Origin of the sequence: Paenibacillus sp. EKM206P, assembly GCF_011066155.1 — a bacterium.
GTDB classification, from domain to species: domain Bacteria; phylum Bacillota; class Bacilli; order Paenibacillales; family Paenibacillaceae; genus Paenibacillus; species Paenibacillus polymyxa_D.
In genome coordinates this window covers 379,701-395,702 of record NZ_JAAMNQ010000003.1, presented here as the reverse complement: position 1 = coordinate 395,702, position 16,002 = coordinate 379,701, and the positions used below count along the sequence as shown (strand labels likewise).

Genomic DNA, 16,002 nt, shown 5'->3' with positions numbered 1-16,002 from the left:
ACGTCATTTCATGCCACCGATTATGCCGAAGTTCTTTAATAAAATGCAAAAGAAATAAAGGTTATTGACAACTGTTAAATTATGGACAACAATAGAATGCAATAATATAAAAGTTTTGGAATTTCTGTATGAAGGGTGGATATGACATGAAGCATACACCTACGATTAGAGCAGAATTAGACGGATATTTAAAACAAGAAGGTTTGAGTCTATCGCAATTTGGGCAAGTTGCAGGCATGAATAGGGGGGCGCTAAGTGCCATTGTGACAGGAAACAAGCCTATGTCTGTTAACCAGCTTGATCTAATTACTGAGGCGATGGGTTTACCGGAAGGCCACTTTTACGACTTATTTATAGAAAACTACATCATCGACACGCCCCCGAATATGAGACGAATCGAGCCATTTTTGTATCGTTGTGCGGAGTTGGACAAGTTGGATGCGATCCGTCGAGTGGTAGGAGCCATCATGGACAATCTACTTTATTCGCCCAAACTGTTTGACATTGCAGAAACCCTATTCGCTCAAGGACGCCATGCTGCGGCGCTGCTGCTCTATGAGAGCGTAGCAGAAGCAGAGAAGTACCAACATTCTGAACGTCTGGCAGTCTGTCAATATCGAATATTTACGATTCAAATTGGAGATGATCAAAGTCGGAATATGAAGGCAGCTATACTGTTTGAGCCTTATGTCGAGCGTTTGGATGAAATAGACCAGCTTGACGCATTGAAGGATTTGGCAAACGTATATAGGTCATTACGTAAATGGGACAAGGTAGACGAAATGGCAAGGCAAATGAGAGCTAAAGCGGAAATCCAGTATAGTTTACAACACCAAGAAAAACGAAAGTTTCTAGATGATGAAAAGAGAACAAGAGGGCCGTTATTTGGATACATTGCTTATGCTGACCTGTTGTGTGCTAGTGTTTGTGAAGCTCAAGGCGATTATCAACAAGCTCTACAATATACATACGCCTATGCGGATTTAGACTGGGTTAAAGAGGATGACGAGGACACAAAACACTGGGTAAACCTGTTCAGTCACTGGGCGGTAGGAAATACTTACGTATATAAGCTGTTGTCAGGAGAAATAAGCCTGCTGAACGATTATGTTGAATATATTGCTACAACATCAGCCGCTAACGAGAATGAAAAGCTTTCAAAACTGCTGAATGTTATAATCGCAGCAAACCAGTTTAGCATAGATGTAGACGATATACTCAAACGATTTGAAACGCTAATTGCGACTTTTTCACAACAACCATCATCAGATGATATGTATACCCGACAAGTGATACCGGATTATATCGCGTGGTTTGGTTACGAGTTAGGTTTTTATTATTTATACCGAGGGAAGTACATTGATGGCTTTAAATATTTGATGAATGCAATGGTAAAGTCACATATAATAAATAATGAAACTTACTTTATAAACTGTATGGGGTTGTTTGTTCGTTTTCAAGCCCATGCAGTTCCTGAAACTAAAGCTGAGTATTTCAATTTTATTGAAAGGGTGTGGGAAAACAATGTTCAAAAAAATGGTACTTTTAGTCATCGCGGCTAGCTTTTTGTTTATTGTTACTATGCCGGACCAAGCCTTTAACCACCACCATAGTATTCAGCCTAACGTTACCATTGGAGGATTTTAAAGAAAAAGCTCTGCTAACCTTATGGTTGGCAGAGCTTTCTTCAGTGTAGGAATTACCACACGATTTACTCGAATACTATTTCTGAAGTGATCAGCATGAACTATACATATAGAGTGTCAAAGTCGGATATAGAACTTTTTGCAGATGCGTTAGGCCAGGTAAGAGTATATGTAGTACAGCCGTTGAGCAATGAGTTGATAACGGTCGTTGACTACGGCGGAGTAGTGGAAAAGTTTTCGCCTGATGCAATTAAGATTAACGAGTCGTATTTCTTTCGTAAGCAGTTTGAATTTAGAGTAGATCTTAAAGAACCTACCAAATTGTAATCGGTAGCCTTAAAGGTAGACCATAACAAAAAAATAGGAGAGGAAAAGGATGAAGAAAAGAATATTTCTGTTCTCGATTTTATCTTTAGCTATAGCAACTACGGTAGGTGCTGCTTCAGCTTCACCAAGTATAACTAGCAAAAACACCATAATTAATCAAAGATCGGGGGGAAGCGCAACTGTAAAAGAATCCTTTAGTGTCCCTAAAGGATGGGGTCATGTTAAACTTCGTATGAAGAATCACTCTGATCATCCAGTAAAGGTAAGTTTAACTCACAGCGGTTCAAACAAACTATATATTGAAGGATTAGTAATCGCTCCTCACGACACAGTGACTTGGAAATCTACTGACCAAGGTTTCAGCGACGGTTTGCGTTCTGGAGACTACATACTTCAGTGGAGAGGCAGCGACTATAAAGTTAATGGGGAAACATGGGGGGTAGCTGATTCACAGCCTGGAAATCTCTAAGTTATCCTAGCTATACAACTGTCCTTCTAGCCGTTTGGTGAGGAGGGCTAATTATGCGTTTGTTCAAGCCAACAAGTGAATTAATCCCCTTAATTGTTCGGTAGAGCTTTTTTTCATTGATCAGTTTGAATTTAGAGTGGATGTGAATAAGGACTCCGCTGGTATGTAACCAGTATGGAGTCCTTTGGTGTTTATTATTTAGTTGAATACTCACTTACTTCAACGTAAGGATTTTGTTGAATATTACGTAGTCTTTACGGTTGCTGAATGGTCCCTTGTTGTTATTGTGCTTATCAATGGCAAAGAATGAAGGACCTCTACCAGTATCCTTTGCGTCATACCAAGCGGTGAAAGCATTCAATTCTTTTTTACTCAGATCGAATTCTTTATCAAACCCATTACCCATGGTTACAGTAAGAATAGCGCGGTCACCAGTTGCTTGAGAGGCCTTATCTGTATCGGACGAACCAGGTGTTGTAGACGGATCTGGTGTTGGTGTTACCGGCAAATTATTGTACATCTCGAAGGCTCCAAGTGAAAATAGAGAATTACCAGTATTACTAGTGATGTTCAAACGGTATTTTTTATATTTTGTTTCATTGGTAAATGAAATTCTTTTTTCTCTTTTTCTTTCCAGTTAGTAATATTTTTTTGTGTATCGAGAATGACCCGTGAAACACCGTCCGACCCTTCGAACATCCAATCTTTTGGCGATTCGGTTAAACTAGATCTACGTGGAGCCAACACATATTTGTTGACAACTACAGGACTTTCAAATTCATAAGCAATCCAGCGTGGATACTTCGCCACGCCTCATAATATAGTATTGAGAAGATTTAATATAATTCCAAGTAATAACAGGGGAGTAGGATCGATCTTGGGTAAGTCATCAGTTAGATAAATATGCAAATATTTAGATTGTATTTATAGATTGGCAGGTTTATGTTTAGACACATTTCGAGGAATATACTTCCAAATATATACAGTAAAATAATGGAGCCTCTGTCACTCCACAAGGAGGAGGTCAAACTGACCCTGAGCAACTCTCAGGTAATCGCGCAATCATGGTATTGACCATGACTACCGGTTTGGACAAGGAATTTGACTTAAGCATGAAAGAGGTCAATGACTTTATCGCTTGGTTGAGAGCAGACAGGCTGGTACTGGATTGACTAAGCATTTTTTGTTAAGAAGCCCTTCCTTTAATCAAGACCTCGCATAGCCTATGGAGTATAGTACCCTAAAATAAAGGAGGCGTTACGTGTGGGGGAAATGAAAAGAGACTACGCGGGAATCACCGGAAGAGTTTGGACGTCGATAGCTGCTGTCTTGGCACTGTTCATTTTGCTGGTAATCATCTTGAAATTAATTCATTTATAAAGATTCTTAAGCTCCACCAGTAGCCACATTAGCTCCTGAGGAATGTATAAGGTTCGCCGTTCGACCCGTCCCCGACCTTAAAGAAGTTGGTGAAACAACAACGTTTTGAAAACAACAGAATGACCTTCAGCCGCTTTTCCGGAGTGGGTAGGGGAATAACCCCTTAACTACGCCTGATCCACGCCGGAGCGGCTGAAATAAGTGGACTGTTTTTACTATTAAGAGCTGATAGAAATCAGTGCAAGGAACCGCCTATATTCACCTCATCTATTCTTATAGCCTTAACCTATCACTTCTATAGATATCATATCTTAGACCAATCAGACATCCCGTGGTATATTGTTGACATTCAAGAGAGAGCCGCTCAGCTTCTCTCCACTAGGTTCGAAAAACACAGGGGTGAATAATGATGAGTAAAAAGACTATGTTCGAGAAAATTTGGGATAACCATGTCATCTATCAGGAAGCAGGTAAGCCGAGTATTTTGTACATCGATCTTCACCTCGTACATGAGGTAACATCGCCACAGGCGTTTGAGGGATTACGTCTTAGCGGCCGTCAGGTACGTCGTCCAGAGCTTACGTTTGCAACGATGGATCATAACGTACCGACTAAGGACCGTTACAATATTACGGACCCGATTTCCAAGCAGCAAATTGATACATTAACTCAAAATTGCCGTGATTTCGGTGTCACACTGTATGATTTGGATACGGTGGATCAGGGTGTCGTTCACGTTATGGGGCCTGAACTTGGTCTGACTCATCCGGGCAAAACGATTGTTTGTGGTGATAGCCATACTTCCACACATGGGGCGTTCGGAGCACTCGCTTTTGGTATCGGAACCAGTGAGGTAGAGCACGTAATGGCAACACAATGTCTCCAGCAAGCCAAAGCCAAAACGATGGAAGTTCGCTTTGTAGGTACCCGCAAACCTGGTGTGACAGCAAAAGACATGATTTTGGGTGTCATCGCCAAATACGGTACAGATTTCGCTACAGGCTATGTTATTGAGTATACAGGTGAATCTATTCGCGAATTGAGCATGGAAGAGCGCATGACTGTGTGTAACATGTCCATAGAAGGCGGAGCCAGGGCAGGAATGATTGCACCGGACGAAACCACCTTCAACTACTTGCGTGGACGTCAACATGTAGCACAAGGAGACGCTTTCGAGCAAGCGGTTGCTGAGTGGAAAGAGCTTGTCACAGATGAAGGCGCTGAGTTTGATGTTGTGCTGGAGTTTGACGTAGATGCTTTGATTCCTCAAGTAACCTGGGGAACGAGCCCGGGTATGGGTACAGATATTTCCTCAACCGTACCGATTCCGGCAGAACTGCCAACCGAAAACGAACGTAAAGCGGCTGAGAAAGCGCTTGAATATATGGATTTGAAGCCAGGTACTCCGATCACGGATATTGCGATTGATTATGTGTTTATCGGCTCGTGCACTAATGGGCGGATTGAAGATTTGCGTGCAGCCGCTGAGGTTGCCAAAGGCTACAAGGTTTCTGACAAAGTAACGGCCATCGTCGTACCAGGTTCGGGACGTGTGAAAATTCAGGCTGAAGAAGAAGGACTGGACATCATTTTTAAAGAAGCAGGATTTGAGTGGCGTGAAGCAGGATGCAGTATGTGTCTTGCGATGAATCCAGACGTACTGCAACCGGGACAGCGTTGTGCTTCGACTTCTAATCGTAACTTTGAAGGTCGTCAGGGACGCGGAGGACGGACTCATCTGGTATCTCCAGCAATGGCAGCCGCTGCGGCGATTCATGGGCATTTTGTTGATGTACGGGATTGGAAATTCAAGCAGGAAGAAGTAGTCCGCTAGGATACAGGGGGAGGAATTACGATGGAAGCTTTCACAACATTAAAAGGAATTGTAGCACCTGTGGATCGGGTGAACGTGGACACAGACGCTATTATTCCTAAGCAGTTTTTGAAACGAATTGAGCGTACGGGCTTTGGACAGTTTCTGTTCTACGAGTGGCGGTTTGATGAAGAAGGCAATATCAATCCTGAATTTGAACCGAACAAGCCTCGTTATGCAGGGGCGTCTGTGCTGATCTCTCGCGCTAACTTTGGCTGTGGCTCCTCACGTGAGCATGCACCGTGGGCGATTATGGACTATGGGTTTCGTTGCGTAATTGCTCCGTCTTATGCAGATATCTTCTATAATAACTGTTTTAAAAACGGTATATTGCCGATCAAGCTGTCTGAAGAGCAAGTAGAGGAATTGTTCCAGCGTACGGCGCAGCATGATAACTACCAACTGAACGTAGACCTGAATGAAAAAACAATCACAGACGACTATGGTCTGAAAATTGAATTCGATCTGGATGAACATCGCCGTCAGTTCCTGCTGCAAGGCTTGGACGATATTGGACTGACACTCCAGCATGAATCTGAAATTCTGGCGTATGAACAAAGACGCGCTGCGAAACAAGGCGCATAATCATAATTCCCAGTTTAGGTTCAATACGAAGCCATATAGCTTGCTCATTTGTTAGACAGAAAGCCCGTACTGGCAATCCTTTTGCCTGCGGGCTTTTATCATGCTCAAAAAATAAATTGGAAAATAAGGGGTTGACGGTTCGACTCAGCATGGTATTGTAAATGTAAAATGGTTGAAGGACTGTGTCTGTGAGAAACACCAAAAAATACATATATAAGTTAGGGGAATGAGGATGAAGAAATATGGTTGGGTGATACTAGCGGCTATCTTGATTTGGTTGTGGCCGTCCTCCCCTCATGTGAACGCGGCTGGAGCAGATTTGTTTTTAGATGGCAAAAGGGTGGAAGCGCCTGCAGATGCCAAGCCTGAAATGGTCAATGGAAAAATCATGGTACCGCTAAGGGTGGTTGGGGAGCAGCTTGGATATCAATTCAAGTGGGAACCACAATCCTATAAAATCTCAATTCAAAAAAATAGTACCGATATGTCTATGTATGTAGGCCGTACATCGGCTGATGTGAATGGAAAAACAGTTAGTCTGGATGCACCTCCTGTGCTTCGGGGCAGCTCAACCATGGTTCCATTACGTTTTGTTGGGGAGCAAATGGGACTAAAAGTAGATTGGAATAATAAAAGTAAATCCGTAAATCTCAGTCAAAAGGCTGCAACTCAACAAGCAAATAAACAGTCACAATCCCAACCATCGTCGCAAACGTCAACACGGAGTACAACAAGCACCAATAAAACGTCTTCAGCAACAGTGACGACAATAAACCCAGTTGAAGCAGATAAGCATACTGAAGCTGCAGCTTCACCAACCAAGCAGCAAAATACAGAACGGACCGCAGCAAATGCGTTGCTTGTAAAAAATATTACTTTTGAGGGTGAAACGTTAAAGATTTCTCTGAATAAAGATGTTACCCCTAAAGTATCCAAAATGACGGGGAATGATCGTATTGTTGTAGATTTACCCGGGACTTCACTGGCGACTGATTTTCTTCAGCCGTTCCCGATTCGCACCGATGGCACGCGGGCGTTGACGAATAGTGACAGTGAGGATGTGCAGGAAATTAGATTTGCTCCCGCAGATGGACGAGATGGGGGCGTACGCATTGTCATAGCTTTAAATCAGACACGTGATTACGATCTTTCAACCAATGGCCTAGGTGATATCACCCTTCAATTGCGTGAGCGTAGTGTGAATTCAGCAGTGGTAACACCAACGAATGTCGAAGGACGGCGAATCGTCGTAATTGATCCCGGACATGGTGGCAAGGATCCTGGGGCAGGTAGTGTGACTGGGCGACATGAAAAGGAATTTGCATTGGCGGTAGCGTTAAAGGTCGAGCAGCTTCTGCAAAATGATCCCGATATTCAAATCATATTGACTCGTAATGGAGATACGTATCCCACGCTGGATGAACGACCACAGCTCGCTAATAATCAGCAGGCTAGCGTGTTTGTTTCCATTCATGGTAACAGTATGCCAGCTTCTAATAACGGAAAAGCTAATGGGTCAGAAACCTATTATGCACGTCAGGAAAGTTTGAGCCTGGCCACGATCATGCACAAGCATCTTGTAGCAGCAACCGAGTTCAAGGATAACGGCATTAAAGTGGCAAACCATGTGGTGACGAGAAAATCACAAATGCCTGCAGTATTGCTGGAGTGTGGCTACCTTAGTAATCTATCAAATGAAGCAGCCATGTTCACAGAAGAAACACAAGAGAAGATCGCTGAAGGTATTGTCGATGGGTTGAAGGAGTATCTCGGAACAGCAGGCACAGGAGCAACGGAACCACTTAACTAAGTGAGGTTTACAATAAAAGCTACTTTCCACCTTATTAATGAAAATTCATGGGGGTGAAAAGTAGCTTTTTTAGTTTTTTCGGCTGTGACTTTTGACGGAAAGCAAATGATCTATATTTTTAGTCAAAATTCGACAAAAGTAGTTCTTTGGCACGTATATTTCTGTTATGATGGAATATATTCGCAACTTTTGGTGTGAGATAACGTCTAAAAGGTTGTCTGATATTACATAAGCGCGTATATCAGGTCGCCGCACCGGAGCATGTGGCAAAAAAATTATGAATGGAAGGGTGACGAATGAAGAAATTTGGTTTTTTGTTGTTATTATTTGTCTTCATGTGGGCGGTTCCGGGTTATGGACATGCGGCTTCGAGTGGAACACAAATCTATCTCGACGATCAACAGTTAAGTGTCCCTAGTGGTGCTAAGGCACAAGTAATTGGCGGAAGTACAATGGTCCCGCTACGCGTAATTTCTGAAAATTTGGGATATGACGTGACATGGAAGCAGCAGGCGCGAACCATAACGATTGAGAAGGACAGTACCTTGATCCGAATGATAATCGGAAGTAAGACGGCGACTGTCAATGGAAGCGACATTAGTCTGGATGCTTCGCCTCTGCTGCGTTCCAATTATGCCCTTGTACCGCTTCGTTTTATCGGCGAGCAAATGGGACTGGACGTAAAATGGGACAGCAGCTCCAAGTCCGTAAAATTATATACCCGCAGTAGCGGGTCTGGAAACGGGGAATTTACACCTCCCAAGTCCGGAAATAACAGTACAGGTACTGGAAGTGTAACTGCACCAACGAATAATGCAAACTCAGGTGTTACACAGGTGCAGGGAATCAGTTTCAGCCAAAACCGTTTAACTATCACAACAGCCAGTGCCGTTAAGGCGAAAGCGTTTACGATGACAGGCCCTGATCGGGTAGTGGTGGATTTGCCAGCGACTGCGTTTGCTGACAATTTCGGAGACCAGCAAAAGCTGGATAGCAGCTTAAATGGTTCGCTGGACATTGAGAATGAAGCGGATGTGTCCGGTATCCGTTATGCTTTATTCCAAAAGGAACCTTCAACGGTGCGCGTTGTTATTGATTTGAAACATGCCATGAATTATACCGCATATAATGATGGCTCGAATCGTGTTATCGTCGATCTGGCTTCCAAAGATTCAGTGAATACCATGCCAGACGCAACGTTACCAGATGGCTCACAGCCGGATGACACACAGACATCACCAACGAACAGCAATGGTAAAAAGGTCGTTGTTATTGATGCTGGTCATGGAGCAAAAGATTCTGGAGCAGTTGGTGTTTCGAGAAAAAACTATGAAAAGACCTTCAACTTAGCGATGGCTCTGAAAGTAGAAAGCATATTAAAGCAGAACCCCAAACTTGAGGTTGTGCTGACACGCAGTGATGATACATTCTTGGAGCTTAAACAGCGCGTAAAAGTAGCTGAAAACCTTAATGCTAACGTGTTCGTGTCCATTCATGCTAACAGCAGCGGTAGCTCAGCTTCCAACGGTACAGAGACGTATTACCAGCGTAGTGCAAGCAAAGCGTTCGCCAACGTTATGCACAAGTACTTTGCACCTGCGACGGGCCTAACAGACCGCGGCATTCGTTATGGCAATTTCCATGTAATTCGGGAAACGACTATGCCAGCCGTATTGCTTGAAGTAGGATATCTGAGTAATGCAAAAGAGGAAGCCACACTGTTTGATGAAGATTTTCAAAACCGGGTAGCTCAAGGGATTGCAGATGGAATCACAGAGTATCTCGACGTAAAATAAATCTTCAACAAATCGCTTGTCAACGTCAAGCAAGGAGGGGGACATATGAACAAGAAAATCGTAATTGCAGGTCTGCTGGCACTGTTTGCCATTGCAGGTGCAGGGTGTGCCTCTAAGCAAACAACGGCTCCTGCGACTCCATCTCAGGAAACACAAACTTCTAATGCACAAAATAGCACACCCGAACAGACGACCCCTGATCCATCGGCTCAGTCTGCTGAAAATAATGGGGCGAGTCAAACACCTGCATCTCCGTCAACAGAGCCTACAAAGACCAAGACGGACACGGAAAATTCAGGAGATCGACAAACACAACAGATTACGGTGTACTATACGGATACTCAAGAGAATGGCTTGAAAGAACAGAAAAAGGAAATTACCTATCCAAGCGAGCTGGAAAAGTTGCAAAAAGCGTTTGAAGCTCTGCAAAAGAGTGGGGATTCTGCTCTAATCCCGTTGTGGTCCGAGAAAATTTCCGTGCATAAGATCAAATTGGATAACGGTGCATTGACTTTTGATATTTCCCTGCCGGACGAGGCTCGATTGGGAGCTGGCGGTGAGGAATTGGCTATCGATGCCTTGAAGAAAACGATGTTCCAATTCAAGGAAGTCAAAACGCTGGATTTGCTCGTAGATGGTCAATCTCTAGAGTCCTTAATGGGGCATGTAGATTTGGATCATCCCATGAGTCGCTAACCGATCAGACGCTATGAAAATTTCTTGGGAATTTGCACACTTTTCACGTGCAATCTGTGACAGATAATGATAATATAGGAGTGTATTTCTCGCCTATGCAGGCAGTCATGCACAAATAGTATTCGTTTCTTTCCGGATGATTATTTAGAGTGACCGTCTTGATGCGGGCTATCCCGTATCAAGACGTTTTTTTTGGTAGGAGGTAGGATTTCCGTGAATGCAGCAACCGCACGTCATATATTGGACACCATCGGTACGATGTTTCCGGATGCCCATTGTGAGTTGAACCATGACAATGCTTTTGAATTAACGATCGCCGTGTTATTGTCTGCTCAATGCTCCGATCAGATGGTCAATAAAGTAACGGCAGACCTGTTTCAAAAATACAAGTCACCTGAGGATTACCTAGCTGTTCCTCTTGAGGAACTGGAGCAGGATATTCGCAGAATCGGCTTGTACCGAAACAAGGCCAAGCATATTCATAACCTCTGTCGTATTTTAATAGACCAGTACGGGGGAGAGATACCTTCGGAGCACGATCAACTGGTTAAGCTACCCGGTGTTGGCCGCAAGACGGCTAATGTCGTTGTATCTACTGCTTTTAATGTACCAGCTATTGCGGTAGATACGCATGTAGAGCGCGTTTCAAAACGACTCGGCTTTGCAGGGTGGGATGATTCAGTGCTTGAGGTGGAAAAAAAGCTGATGAAGAGGGTTCCTAGGGATGAATGGTCTTTGACCCACCACAGGCTCATTTTTTTCGGGCGCTACCATTGTAAAGCTCAAAACCCTCAATGTCAGGTGTGTCCGTTGCTTGATGTATGCAGGGAAGGCAAGAAACGTATGAAAACGTCTCTTATCAGAAAAGATAAGGAACGTAGAGCTTAAAGACCCACAAAGGTAACAAGAGGGTTTAACCATTTATGTGTAGAAAAGGATGAAGAGTATGAAGTGCATTTCGGTATATACAGACAATTTTGAAGCATTCTCTGATATTTTTGAGCAAATTGTAACAACAGAATTTGCTGAAAACGAAGAGCGCGAGCTTGAGGGAATCACGGTTAGTCATTCCGGTGATGTACCTGAGCATTATCTGGAGCGTATGTCACAAAAGCCAGAAGTGGTCGTAATGAAGGATAAATCCCGTGGGATTACGATTTTACAGCATGGTCAAGTATTTGAAATTTTGCTGCCAGTGCTTGAGACTGCAGCCAATTAAGTTCAATTAGCGGACGACATGCGTTGCATGTTCCGGTATAGGCGGCTCGGCTGGTTTAACCAGCCCGAAGGCGCATATATACACGAACCTTGCAGACCATCCTGATGTGGATAGAGCCTCTTCCAATGAAGTGTGCATACATTTTGTACCCTGAATTATGGTGTCTCGTTCCGCATGTTCCAAAAGGTGAATGTACGTAATGAGCAGGCTCACCCGTTGTTTACATATCTTGCTTCGTCGTTGTCCCTTGAGGGCTTTGATAAATGCATTCGGTTGCCTAAATACTTATTCCTAATGATCCGTTTTGGACAGAATAAAATGAACTTTTTGTTATCATGTACGAAAACAGCGTTCCCTAAAGCCAGGTACTGGCGGGGAGCGCTGTTTAGTTTTTTTGATGTGATGATTCTCACAATGGCTTAGGAATGCTACAATATAGCTATTTGGTGCAGACAAGTGATAAGGAGTGGAACCGTAGCTTATGATGCAAACGATTACAGGGGATGCGGGAAAGTGGTTGGATACGATAGAACAGATACAGAATACACTGCGTAAAGCCGGGGATGAAGCGGGAGCGAAGGCGGTAGGGGATCTGCTGGAAAAAGCATATGCGCAGGAGCTGACCATTGCCTTTTGTGGACATTTTTCAGCGGGTAAATCGAGCCTGATTAACAGCCTGTGTGGTAAAACCGTCCTGCCATCTGGACCGGTGCCTACGAGCGCTAATGTAGTGTCCATCCGTTATGGACGTCCGAGAGCACTCATTCATCCAGCCCAAACAGCGGAAAATCCAGAGCCGGAAAGCATGGAAGCCTCCCTGTCCGAGCTTGCTGAGTATTGTAAAAATGGTGGAGCCTATGAATCGGTTCAAGTGTGGGAGGATGTTCCCATATTATCTAACGGAGGAGTGCTGCTGGATACACCCGGCGTCGATTCCACAGACCACGGACATGCGCTGGCGACACATTCTGCTTTACATTGGGCAGATATTGTTTTTTATGTAATGGATTACAACCATGTCCAATCTGAAAATAATTTGTCTTTTGCCAAAAGTTTATCGGATTGGGGCAAGCCGTTATATTTGATCATCAATCAAATCGATAAACACCGGGAGCGGGAGCTTTCATTTACACGTTATCGTAATGAGGTGGAGACTAGCTTTCACGCCTGGCAAGTTCATTATACGGACATCCTTTTTACTTCCTTGAAGGAGCAGAATCATCCATGGAACCAGTGGAAACAGTTGACGCACCTGATTCCGAAATTGCTGGAGCGAAAAACAGAGCTTTTGGCATACAGTTTAGTGTCCTCTATGCATCATTTGGTAGAGCAACATGTAGAGACTGTGCAGTCAGCTGAAGAAGAGGAACTGAACACACTGCTAAAAGAAGCGGGTGGGGAAGAAGCCATTTTGCGGCTGGATATAGAGCAGAAAACCTTGCAGCAAGAAGACGAACACTGGAAGATGCTCCCGGAGCAGGAGCGTAAACGGCTGCGTCAAGAGCTGGATCATCTACTGGAACACGCACATTTGACGCCAGCGGAGCTACGTGAAGCCGCAGGCGAATACTTAGAGAGCCGCAAGCCGGGCTTCAAAACAGGACTATGGTTTGCAGGAGGAAAGACTGAGCGAGAAAAGGAAAGCCGTTTGGAACGGCTGACAGGAATGCTGACTGATCAGGTGGAGGGACAATTGCTTCCTCATGTACGGGAGCTTCTGCGGTCTTGGGGTGACGGTCAGGGGTTGTGGACCTCTGCGATGGAGCAGGAGCTGGATGGCATCCGTCCTGTGATAGACCGGCAACTGGTAGAGCAGACGGTGAAGGAAAATGCGTTGTCGCCAGAGTATACGTTAAACTATTGCAAGGACCTACGCGCTGCTGTGACCGCCGATTGCCGCCGCAAGGCGCTGACGCTGCTAGACCGCCTGCTGGCCCAGCTAGCAGTGCGAGCCAAAGCCCGCCGCGCGGCTCTCGCAGAGAAGCACACTGCGCTGTTGGCGCAGGCGGAGGCGGCGAGCCGCTACAGCACTCGCGTGCAGGCCTCGGCTTCGTACGCCAACCTGTTGCGCAGCTTGCTGCCGCAGGCTCCCGCGCCAAGCGGGTTGCCCTGTGCGGACGCGCCTGCATCGGCGTCCGATACCGCCGCTGCTGCGGCGCCAACGGGCGTTGCGCGCCCAGGCATCGCTGGCCCGCGCAACGCATCGGCACAGCCGCTAGCAGGGACGGCGGCAGCACAGCCTGCCGCTGGAGGCCGCCGCACGCGGTTGGATGCAGCAGCGGCCCAATTGAAGGCTGCCGCTGCCCTCGTAAGTCCGTACCCTGCCATGCAAGCGGCGGTACGGGATTTACATGCCCGCGCCGCTGCGCTGGAGGGCGGGCAGTTTACGCTGGCGCTGTTCGGAGCGTTCAGCGCTGGGAAATCCAGCTTTGCCAACGCTTTGTTGGGTGAAGCTGTGTTGCCCGTATCGCCGCATCCGACGACAGCGGCGATTAACCGCATAATGGCGCCTGCAAGTGCTGAGCGCCATGCCACGGCTGACGTCCATATGAAATCAGTGGACGCGTTGCGGCAAGATCTTAAATACTCATTTCGGTTATTAGGATTGGGAGAGCCAGGGGCAGCGGGCTGGCAAGAAGCCGTTCATGCTTTATCTCCGGAAGGCATCCATCCTGCGGGCAGGCCTCATTATAGTTTTTTAAAGGCTGCCGCAGCCGGATGGGAAGAAGCTGAAAGCTTGCTGGGACAACAGCTTCAGGTGAATTTAGAGCAGTATCGGGATTTTGTCGCGTCTGAGCACAAATCATGCTTTGTGGAGCATATTGACCTTTATTATGATTGTGCTCTGACCCGTCAGGGCATCGTGCTAGTGGATACGCCAGGAGCGGATTCTGTGAATGCACGGCACACAGGCGTGACCTTCAACTATATGAAGCATGCGGATGCTCTTGTATTTGTCACCTATTATAACCATGCGTTTACGCAAGGCGACCGGCAGTTCCTGAATCAACTAGGTCGAGTTAAAGAGACCATGGCACTGGATCAGACGTTTTTTATTGTTAATGCATCAGATCTGGCTTCTTCTGAAGAAGAACTGCATTCTGTTACCCGGCATGTACAGGAACAACTACAGGCGAATGGAATCCGAAAACCACGTATTTATCCGCTTTCCAGTATGCTGGCGTTGGAAGCTACCGAACAGGGAGAGGCTTCGCTGCGTTCAGCTTCACGTTTTGATGCATTTGAAGATGATTTCTCGGCATTTGCAGCCGAAGAGCTGGCAGGTTTGTCCATCGCTTCGGCTATGCAGGAACTGGCCCGGCTGCGGAACCGCATAGAGCAACATGCAGCCGATGCCCGCTATAGCGTGGAAGAACGGGAGATACGATTAGAGCGATTAACTCGCATCCGTGGGGAATTGGAGCATACGCTCCTAGGCCTGACTGATAGCAACGGTGCATCTGTGTTATCGGGCGAGACCGATGAACTGCTGTATCATGTACGTCAAAGGCTGTCCTATCGGACTGGAGAATTTATGGCAGAGGCGTTTCATCCATCTGTTCTGCGTGAAGGAGTAGGTGATCTTCGTTCGGCTTTTGCATCTTGTGGTCGTGAGCTGATGCGTTTAATCGAACTGGAGCTGTCTCAGGAATTACTGGCAACCACACTCCGGCTGGAAAAAACGGGACAAACTTTGGTGCACAAGGCTATACAACAGTGCGTAGAACACATGAACCATCAGTTGCCAGGACTAGATTGCACAATTCCTGAATCGAGAAAATGGGCTGTTCCCGAGCTGAAGGAAATTTCCCTGCAGGAGTCCATTCATTGGAAGGATTATTGGAATAGCTTTAAAAATCCAAAGCTATTTTTTGAAGGAACTGGTCGAGCGAATCTACAAACCAAACTGGAGCCGATATTACGCGAGCGAATCGGGGAAGCTGTGGATCAGCAACGTGAACGAATGTCTTCTTTTTACGTTACGCTGATGCAGGAGGAACAATTGTGGCAGAAAGCTCAGCTTCGAGAGCAAATGCTGGAGACGACTCGTGGCATGGAGCATGCCCTTATAGGCGGTGAGCAGCCACAGGTTTGGGAAGAGCTTGCTGGCAAGATTGCGGCTTTGGAGTAAAGATAAATATGTTCACCAATGATTAAAGATCAGGACACCGGGTTGTGGGACAACCCGGTGTTTTATGCA

At 45.6% G+C, this 16,002-nt stretch carries 11 protein-coding genes and 2 pseudogenes; 11 read left to right on the top strand and 2 right to left on the bottom strand.

Annotation, left to right across the window (positions count from 1 at the left end; all coding sequences use genetic code 11):
• Positions 1–146: 146 nt before the first annotated feature.
• Both G9G53_RS08505 and G9G53_RS08500 read left to right on the top strand, forming a co-directional pair.
• Positions 147–1,562 (top strand): helix-turn-helix transcriptional regulator, encoded by a 1,416-nt coding sequence (locus G9G53_RS08505; protein WP_039271170.1) that lies wholly within the window; start codon positions 147–149, stop codon positions 1,560–1,562.
• 460 nt (positions 1,563–2,022) lie between these two features.
• A complete protein-coding gene (locus G9G53_RS08500; RefSeq protein ID WP_069010667.1) occupies positions 2,023–2,442 on the top strand; it encodes a hypothetical protein in 420 nt (139 codons plus the stop codon).
• A 194-nt stretch (positions 2,443–2,636) separates the two neighbouring features.
• Here G9G53_RS08500 and G9G53_RS26410 read toward each other — a convergent pair.
• Positions 2,637–2,935 (bottom strand): annotated as a pseudogene (locus G9G53_RS26410) (SPRY domain-containing protein); the annotation flags it as partial.
• 77 nt (positions 2,936–3,012) lie between these two features.
• The gene (locus G9G53_RS08490) at positions 3,013–3,252 is read right to left on the bottom strand and encodes a hypothetical protein (RefSeq protein WP_029514978.1); all 240 of its coding nucleotides are present in this window, start codon (positions 3,250–3,252) and stop codon (positions 3,013–3,015) included.
• Between the two features lie 179 nt (positions 3,253–3,431).
• Here G9G53_RS08490 and G9G53_RS08485 point away from each other — a divergent pair.
• The 9 genes and pseudogenes from G9G53_RS08485 to G9G53_RS08440 form a co-directional block, all read left to right on the top strand.
• Positions 3,432–3,610 (top strand): annotated as a pseudogene (locus tag G9G53_RS08485) (fibronectin type III domain-containing protein); the annotation flags it as partial.
• 621 nt (positions 3,611–4,231) lie between these two features.
• Positions 4,232–5,656: a 3-isopropylmalate dehydratase large subunit gene (leuC, locus tag G9G53_RS08480; RefSeq protein WP_029514977.1), complete on the top strand. Its 1,425-nt coding sequence runs from the start codon at positions 4,232–4,234 to the stop codon at positions 5,654–5,656.
• A 21-nt stretch (positions 5,657–5,677) separates the two neighbouring features.
• Positions 5,678–6,280 (top strand): 3-isopropylmalate dehydratase small subunit, encoded by a 603-nt coding sequence (leuD, locus tag G9G53_RS08475; RefSeq protein ID WP_165146838.1) that lies wholly within the window; start codon positions 5,678–5,680, stop codon positions 6,278–6,280.
• 232 nt (positions 6,281–6,512) lie between these two features.
• A complete protein-coding gene (locus tag G9G53_RS08470; RefSeq protein WP_165146835.1) occupies positions 6,513–8,090 on the top strand; it encodes an N-acetylmuramoyl-L-alanine amidase in 1,578 nt (525 codons plus the stop codon).
• Between the two features lie 296 nt (positions 8,091–8,386).
• Positions 8,387–9,886 carry an N-acetylmuramoyl-L-alanine amidase family protein gene (locus G9G53_RS08465; RefSeq protein ID WP_165146832.1) on the top strand — a complete coding sequence of 500 codons (1,500 nt, stop codon included), beginning with the start codon at positions 8,387–8,389 and terminating at the stop codon, positions 9,884–9,886.
• A 45-nt stretch (positions 9,887–9,931) separates the two neighbouring features.
• On the top strand, positions 9,932–10,582 hold the full coding sequence (locus G9G53_RS08460; RefSeq protein ID WP_029514971.1) for a GerMN domain-containing protein: 651 nt from the start codon (positions 9,932–9,934) through the stop codon (positions 10,580–10,582).
• Positions 10,583–10,795: 213 nt separating this feature from the next.
• On the top strand, positions 10,796–11,470 hold the full coding sequence (gene nth / locus G9G53_RS08455; RefSeq protein ID WP_029514969.1) for an endonuclease III: 675 nt from the start codon (positions 10,796–10,798) through the stop codon (positions 11,468–11,470).
• Between the two features lie 58 nt (positions 11,471–11,528).
• Positions 11,529–11,801, top strand: coding sequence for a hypothetical protein (locus tag G9G53_RS08450; RefSeq protein ID WP_013310628.1), 273 nt, complete (start codon positions 11,529–11,531; stop codon positions 11,799–11,801).
• Positions 11,802–12,282: 481 nt separating this feature from the next.
• Positions 12,283–15,933: a dynamin family protein gene (locus tag G9G53_RS08440; RefSeq protein WP_165146829.1), complete on the top strand. Its 3,651-nt coding sequence runs from the start codon at positions 12,283–12,285 to the stop codon at positions 15,931–15,933.
• The last annotated feature ends 69 nt before the right edge of the window (positions 15,934–16,002 follow it).